Raw genomic sequence first — 4,975 nt, 5'->3', positions numbered from 1 at the left:
TAGGGGTCCGTCTCGTGGGCTCGGAGATGTGTATAAGAGACAGGTCGCAGGGTTCGGGGCGGCCAGCCGGCGGGAAACCTTACCGCGCATCTGATCGTTCCAGACCCAGGAGACATCTCGGGCCGCCTGGGAGGGGGACACGGTGACCGACGCGCCGCCGCGTCTGTCCGCGGGGTCCCAGGGCCCGCCCCCGCGGCGACGAAATCGTCTGAATCCTACTGCCCGTGCGTATCGAGGCCCGTATCCGACCCGGGACGACCACCAGAACCGCGACGACCACCAGAACCGCGACGGCGAACACGACACTCGCCGGGAGCGGTCTCTGGCATCCCGCCTGCTCACGGTAGTCGCAGCAATACTCGCCGCCGTGGTACTCCTTGCCGCGGTGGGCGGCTGGACCGCCTACGAGTATTTTGACGCCCAGATCAACCGGATCCGCCTCGGGCTCGGCGGGGACCGGCCGGCGGAGGCCGCGGAGGGCACCCGGAACTTCCTGCTGGTCGGATCGGACAGCAGGGCGGGCACCGGCGGCGAGTACGAGAGCCAGGGGGCGGTGACCGGCGAACGGTCGGACACGACGATGCTGGCCCACCTCGACGTGGACGGGACCACGACGATGGTCTCCTTTCCGAGGGACATCCTCGTGCGCATTCCGGGGCACGGCCTCGGCAAGCTGAACTCGGCGATCACCCTCGGCGGGCCCAGTCTCCTGATCAGAACGATCGAGAATCTCACCGACATCAAGATCGACCACTATGTCTCGGTCGATCTGGCCGGTTTCAAGGAGATGACCGATGCCATTGGCGGCGTCACCGTCTGCGTCAAACCGCTACCAAACGGCGGAAAGTCCAATCTGTACGATCCGTGGTCGCAGTGGCGGGGCACGGTAGGCAAAAATCATCTCAACGGAGAGCGGGCACTCGCCTTCGTCCGCCAACGCCACGGCCTACCCGACAACGATTTTGATCGCATCCGCCGCCAGCAGCAGTTCATCGGCGCCATCTTCACCCAGGCAACCACGACCGGGGTGCTCGCCAACCCGGTCAGGCTGGAGAACCTGCTTCAGGCCGCGACCAGGGCGCTCACCATCGATGACGGCACCAGCATGAACGACATGCGCGCGCTCGCGACACGGCTGCGCGGGATGTCCGCCGATCAGATCCGGTTCGAGACGATCCCCGTGCACGCCCCGACGCCGGCCGAGGGCGGCAACGCCGTGGGGGAGCTGCCGAGGTTCGGCTCCGTACAGCTCTACGACCCCGAGACGCTGGAGAAGTTCTTCGCTCCGCTGCGCGGGCGGGCCCGTGACACGCGGGAATCCTCCGTTACCCCGACCCCGACGGTCGACCCGGCACAGGTGCTGATCGACGTCTACAACGGCGCCGGGGTGGGGGGCCTCGCCGCCACGGCCGCCGGGGAGCTGCGGCAGGCCGGTTTCCGGGTCGGCCCGCCGCAGACGTGGCAGGCCGGCGTGGTGGAGACGACACAGGTGCGCTATCGCCCGGGCGAACAGGCCGCCGCCCATGCCGTGCAGGCCGACGTGCCCGGCAGCCGGTTGCGCGCGGACGCCTCCGTCCCCGCCGGCCACATCACCCTCGTCCTGGGCACGTCCTACGACGGGGTGAACCCGAGTCCAGCGGCCGGGGGCGCCGGATCGACCGGTGGTACCGGCACAGCCGCCGGGGCGACCGGCGGGTCCGCCGCGGCGGACCCGCCTCCCGCCTCACCGTCGACGGCCGCGGATCTCACCTCGGGGTGCACGTACTAACTGCTGGCTGGCTGATCGTTCACCCGACCGTCCGATCACATTCCGCGCCGTCCACACTACGGTCGGAGATGAGATCAACCCCGCCGTGAACATCCGCGCTTGCCATGGCAACGTCTTGGCCGTCCGGAACGTCCAGTTAGACGGACACGGCTGCCACATCACGACCACGACGGCCGCGGCATGCGTTCCGGCGGGGGTTCTCCCGCTCCGGCCGCCTGAGCGAGGAGGGCTTTCGACTCAGGTGAGCCCCGATACCATGCGCCCGCCGGCCCTGCCGCCCGCGTTGGACCCGCGTGGGCCCCGTCGCCACCACTCCCCGCTGCGACGGCTGTCCGTTGGAGCCGTCGCTCTGCTGTCCGTGCTGGTTCTCGGTCTGAGCACCATCGGGTGGGCCGCCTACCGGCAGTTCGACAAGGCCGTCACGCGCGTCGACTGGGACATCGAGGGTGCCCGCCCAGCGAGCGTGGACGGCGAGGAGAACATCCTGCTACTCGGCGACGACAGCCGGGAGGGTACCGAGGGTCAGTACGGTGTGGTAGACGGCGTCCGGTCCGACACCACCATCATCGCCCACTTCGGCAAGGACGGCTCGGCCACGTTGCTGTCCTTCCCCCGGGACATGCTCGTCCCGGAGGTGCCGCGGGAGAAGGCCACCGCCCGCGACGGCCGGTCGAAGCTCACCGAGGTGCTCGAGTTGGCGGACGTCCCCGGTCTCGTCAGCACGCTGGAATCCCTGACCGGCCTGAAGATCGACCATACCATCTCGATCAATCTCGCCGGTTTCAAGGCGATGACCGACGCGGTGGGAGGCGTAACCGTGTGTGTGACGCCCCTACCGAACGGCAGCACCCGCAACCTGCACGACTCGATGTCGGGATGGAGCGGACGGCTCGGCGAGAACCGTCTCAACGGTGATCAGGCGCTGGCCTTCGTCCGGACCCGCTACGCGCTCGGGGACGAACGCCTTCGCATCCTGCGCCAGCAGCAGTTCCTCTCCAAGCTGCTGGCGACAGCGACCAGCACCGGAGTGCTCACCAACCCGGCCAAGATCACTTCGTTGATCGGGGCGGTCGGCGGCGCGCTGCGGATCGACCAGGGCCTCGACCAGACCGCGATACTCAAGCTCGCGAAGCGGGCCAGCGAGCTGGGTCCGGGAAGAATTCACTTCGTGACAGTCCCTACGCACATCGCGCTGCGCTCCGATGGTGCGGTCGACGACATGGGTTCGATTCCCCCGCACGGGGCCGTACTCATCGTCGATCAGGCCGGCCTCGACCAAGTCCTCGCTCCGCTGCTGCCCGCGGGCACCAAGCCTCCCGCACAGCGAACTCTCGACCCCGCCCAGGTCTCGATCGCCGCCGTCCGCAACGCCTCGGGACGTGCCGGACTCGCCACCCGCACGGTCGACGGACTGCGGGCACTCGGCTTCACTGGGCCGATGACCGCCGCGACATCGACCCGCCAGACTCTGACCGAGGTACGCCATCCCCCGGGCCAGGAGGCCGCGGCACGCACCCTGGCGGCGACGATCCCCGGCAGCCGGATCGTCGCGGGCGCCGGCCGCTCCGGGGCCGGCCTCGTCCTCGTCCTCGGATCCACCTTCACCGGCCTGTCCAACGTCGGCCTGCCCAACGGTGGCCTGCCCAGCGGTGGCCTGCCCAGCGGTGGCCTGCCGGGCGGTGGCCTGCCGGGCGCGGCGGCGACCGTCGACACGAGGATCCCGACGACCTCGACGGCCGCCGGTGGTGACACCCGGACGACCACGGTCGCCATCACCGCGACGCCGGCCCCGGCGACCGGCGGGGCCGGCACCACAGGCGTCACAGGCGCCACAGGCACCGGCGGCACCACGGGCACCGCGACCGCTCCGGTCGGTCCCGTTCCCTCCGACACCTTGTGCACGCCATGAACGCCTCCGTGCCGCGGCTGGTCGCCGTACGGACGCTGCTTGGCCCGGCCGCGGACGCCGACGCCGACGCCGCACCCGCGGCGGGAGTTCACGGCATCGCGTCCGTCCTCGCGCACCGGCTGGCCACCGATCCCGCCCGCCCGCTGGTCACCTTCTACGACGACGCGACCGGCGAACGCGTGGAATTCTCGGCGACCACCTTCGACAACTGGGTGGCGAAGACCGCGAACATGCTGGTCGACACGCTCGGCCTCGGCATCGGTGACCGGGTCGGCGTCCACCTGCCGACGCACTGGCTCAGTTCGGTCATTCTGCTCGCCACCTGGTCAGCCGGGATGGAGGTGGTCCTCGTCCGAGACGCAGACGGCGGGCAGGACGGCGGGGACACCGAGAAGGACGGCGGGGAGCTGCCGGTCGCGACCCCCCTCGACGCGCTGTTCGTGGCCGAGGACCGGCTCGACGAGGCGTCCGGCCTGATGGTGGACGAGATCGTGGCCCTGTCACTGCGCCCGCTGGGTGCTCGGATGCGCAGGCCCGTCGCCGGGGTTCTCGACTACGCCGCGGAGGTGCCCCCGCACGGCGATCGGTTCGCCGCCCCGGCACCGCCACCCGGGCAGGCCGCGCTGCTGCGCGCGGGTACCGCGATCGCGGGGGCGTGGGACCTGGGACCCGCGGACCGGGTGCTGTTCACCGCGTCGCTCGCCACGACCGAGGGCCTGGTCGGCTCGCTGCTCGCTCCCCTGGTCGCAGGCTCGTCGATCGTGCTGTGCCGGCATCTCGACAGCGCCGCGCTCCCGCGGCGCATCGAGACGGAGAAGATCACCGCCGTCGGTCGGTCGGTCCTGCGGCACGCGCCCGGCCCACTGCCCGCGGGGGTCCGGTCGCTGCCGCTCCCCCGCCTCGGGTGAAACCCGCACGACCCCCGTAGCGGGCCGCGGATGGGGAATGACCATACCCGACATCCGGACGGCTCACAGACGGCGTGACCACCGAACGGCGCGACGGCCAACGAGAATGGGGCAACGCGGTCCCCGGTGCGTCCGGCTCACCGGGGCTTACGAGATTGCCCCGGCGGGAGGGCCGGCAGCGCGGCGGCCGGTCTTTACCACGTGTAGCGGAGGTCGCTCGAACGTGAGCACGTCACCGGTTCTTCACATCAGCGTCATCGGCACCGGATACCTGGGCGCGACACACGCCGTATGCATGGCGGAACTGGGGTTCGAGGTCATCGGTGTCGATATCGACGCGACCAGGACGCAGCGGCTCGCCGTGGGTGAGGTGCCCTTCTTCGAGCCCGG

The 4,975-nt window shown here is 70.5% G+C and carries 3 protein-coding genes and 1 pseudogene; all 4 read left to right on the top strand.

The genetic code is table 11. The features are described 5' to 3' along the window. Positions 1 to 367 precede the first annotated feature (367 nt). Positions 368 to 1,768, top strand: a complete 1,401-nt coding sequence (locus ACY45C_RS09910) for an LCP family protein (RefSeq protein WP_462187329.1) — start codon at positions 368 to 370, stop codon at positions 1,766 to 1,768. A 241-nt stretch (positions 1,769 to 2,009) separates the two neighbouring features. After that, positions 2,010 to 3,677 (top strand): LCP family protein, encoded by a 1,668-nt coding sequence (locus ACY45C_RS09905; RefSeq protein ID WP_462187328.1) that lies wholly within the window; start codon positions 2,010 to 2,012, stop codon positions 3,675 to 3,677. Then, positions 3,674 to 4,585 (top strand): TIGR03089 family protein, encoded by a 912-nt coding sequence (locus ACY45C_RS09900; RefSeq protein WP_462187327.1) that lies wholly within the window; start codon positions 3,674 to 3,676, stop codon positions 4,583 to 4,585. The genes ACY45C_RS09905 and ACY45C_RS09900 overlap by 4 nt, the downstream gene beginning before the upstream one ends. A gap of 223 nt (positions 4,586 to 4,808) precedes the next feature. After that, positions 4,809 to 4,975, top strand: a pseudogene (locus ACY45C_RS09895) (UDP-glucose 6-dehydrogenase); the annotation flags it as partial.

It is taken from the genome of Frankia sp. CcWB2 (assembly GCF_977927585.1).
This window is presented reverse-complemented; position numbering and strand designations above follow the sequence as displayed.

Bases quoted from the DNA above. Each gene is read 5' to 3' on its own strand.
- ACY45C_RS09900 (WP_462187327.1), top strand. From the start codon at position 3,674: ATGAACGCCTCCGTGCCGCGGCTGGTCGCCGTACGGACGCTGCTTGGC.